At 51.1% G+C, this 2,095-nt stretch carries 3 protein-coding genes; all 3 read left to right on the top strand.

Features of this window, described 5'->3' with window-relative positions:
* The first annotated feature begins 363 nt into the window (after nucleotides 1-363).
* The gene (locus C5O24_RS12870; RefSeq protein ID WP_107681945.1) at nucleotides 364-951 is read left to right on the top strand and encodes a DedA family protein; all 588 of its coding nucleotides are present in this window, start codon (nucleotides 364-366) and stop codon (nucleotides 949-951) included.
* On the top strand, nucleotides 948-1,601 hold the full coding sequence (gene rpe, locus C5O24_RS12865) for a ribulose-phosphate 3-epimerase (protein ID WP_107681944.1): 654 nt from the start codon (nucleotides 948-950) through the stop codon (nucleotides 1,599-1,601). The genes C5O24_RS12870 and rpe overlap by 4 nt, the downstream gene beginning before the upstream one ends.
* A 30-nt stretch (nucleotides 1,602-1,631) precedes the next feature.
* Nucleotides 1,632-2,095: DNA translocase FtsK 4TM domain-containing protein (locus C5O24_RS12860; RefSeq protein ID WP_205961122.1), on the top strand; the 464-nt coding region annotated here is incomplete at its 3' end.

Raw genomic sequence — 2,095 nt, 5'->3', positions numbered from 1 at the left:
CCATAACTCCTTCACAAAAACTGAAAATTGACTCGAAAACACTCTCGAAATCCTAACATGAGTCAAAAGTAAACACACTCTAACGGCTGTTCAAAAAACGTCGTTGTAGCGTTTTCTGCGTCATCTACATTGTAATTTCGCGCAGTATTCCGACGCCCACATCACCGTCGCCACCAGCACGTCATCGGCAGGAGCAGAGCATATGAAAAATTTGCTATTGACGGAGGGATATTGTAATTTTGTACTCTCAAAAAACAACGATAATTACAGCAAATGTTACCCGACATGATCACCCTTGCACTGTTCAATCCGCAAGCTATACTCGACAGTTTTTTCACAGCCACACCCATAGCCATATATCTGATGGTAGTCGGCCTTATGGTTGTGGAAAGTTCTTTCATCCCGTTTCCGTCGGAAGTGATTGTTCCCCCCGCCGCTTATCTTGCCGCCACTTCACATGAAGTCAACATTGTGGCGGTGGTATTGCTCGCCACTCTGGGAGCATTGATAGGCGCTCTCATCAACTATGGCCTGTCGCTCTGGATCGGACGTCCTATAGTGTATCGTTTCGCCGACTCACGACTGGGTCATGCATGCCTTATAAACCGCGAAAAAGTAGAACATGCCGAACACTACTTCGACAATCACGGAGCCGTATCGACATTCGTAGGGCGTCTGATTCCGGCTGTACGCCAGCTCATAAGCATACCGGCCGGTCTTTCACGGATGAACATATTCCGTTTTATGCTCTACACATCGCTTGGTGCCGGAGTATGGAACATTATCCTCGCGGCACTCGGATGGTGGCTCGGACAGATCGTGCCGCGCGACGCCCTCTTCGAAAAGGTGGAACAATACAACGTATATCTCACATGGGTCGGTATCGGCATAGGATTGGCCTGTGTGGCCATCATAGTCTGGAACGCCTTCAAACCTCAAAAAAATTCTTGAAAATGATAGAAATAGCGCCGTCAATGCTTTCAGCCGATTTCGGCAATCTCGACCGCGACGTAGAGATGGTCAACCGCTCGGAGGCATCATGGATGCACCTTGACGTCATGGACGGAGTCTTCGTGCCCAATATTTCCTACGGCTTCCCGGTAATAAAGGCCATTGGCCGCAATGCGCGGAAACCGCTCGACGCCCATCTGATGATCGTAAACCCGCAGAATTACGTAAATCAGGTACGCGACTGCGGAGTGGATCTCATGACAGTCCATCAGGAAGCCTGTCCACATCTTCACCGCGTAGTGCAGCAGATAAAGGATGCCGGGATGAAAGCCGGGGTAGCTTTGAATCCCGCTACACCGACAATGATGCTTGACGACATATTGCCTGAGCTTGATCTGGTGCTCATAATGAGCGTAAACCCCGGATTCGGAGGGCAGAAATTCATCGACCTTGCCCTTCCCAAAGTAAGGAGAATGCGCGGTCTCATCGACTCACTGGGACTTGCCACACGCATAGAAGTGGATGGCGGCGTCAATATGCAGACAGGAAAACTTCTTGCCGATGCCGGCGCCGACATACTTGTAGCAGGCAGCTTTGTATTCGGCGCCGATGATCCCGAAGCCACGATAGCCTCCTTAAGGCAATTATAATACACAACACGATCAACACACACGTCTTCAATGGAATCATTTGAAATTTCAGCCGACAGCTACGATCCTTCATCACTCACCTCTGGAGGCTACGGCCAACGCACACCGGAACCGTCTGCACAGCGCAACAACGCGACACAGTCCGAAACCAAAATACGCCAGAATCCTGCCGCCGCACGACAGGCCAGACCATCGGCCACACCGGCCGCACCGACAAAGAAGCCGACGGCCGACAATGTGTCGACCCGCCGTCGCTGGAAGCTTTTTGCCGGCATAACGCTCATAGTGTTTGCAGCATATATGCTCATCGTATGCGTTTCCTACTTTTCAGCCGGAGCCGACGACCAGAGCATCGTGCAGGGGCGTCAGTTCGCCCGCATATCATCCACACCCGAAGCGGTCAGCAATACCGGCGGTCCTCTCGGAGCATTTCTTGCCGACATATTGCTATCGCAGTGGCTCGGCATAGGATCGTTCATATTGATATTTTATGT

Source organism: Paramuribaculum intestinale (genome assembly GCF_003024925.1).
GTDB classification, from domain to species: Bacteria; Bacteroidota; Bacteroidia; order Bacteroidales; family Muribaculaceae; genus Paramuribaculum; species Paramuribaculum intestinale.
The sequence above is the reverse complement of the archived record's forward strand: the minus strand, read 5'-3'. Positions and strand labels throughout refer to the sequence as shown.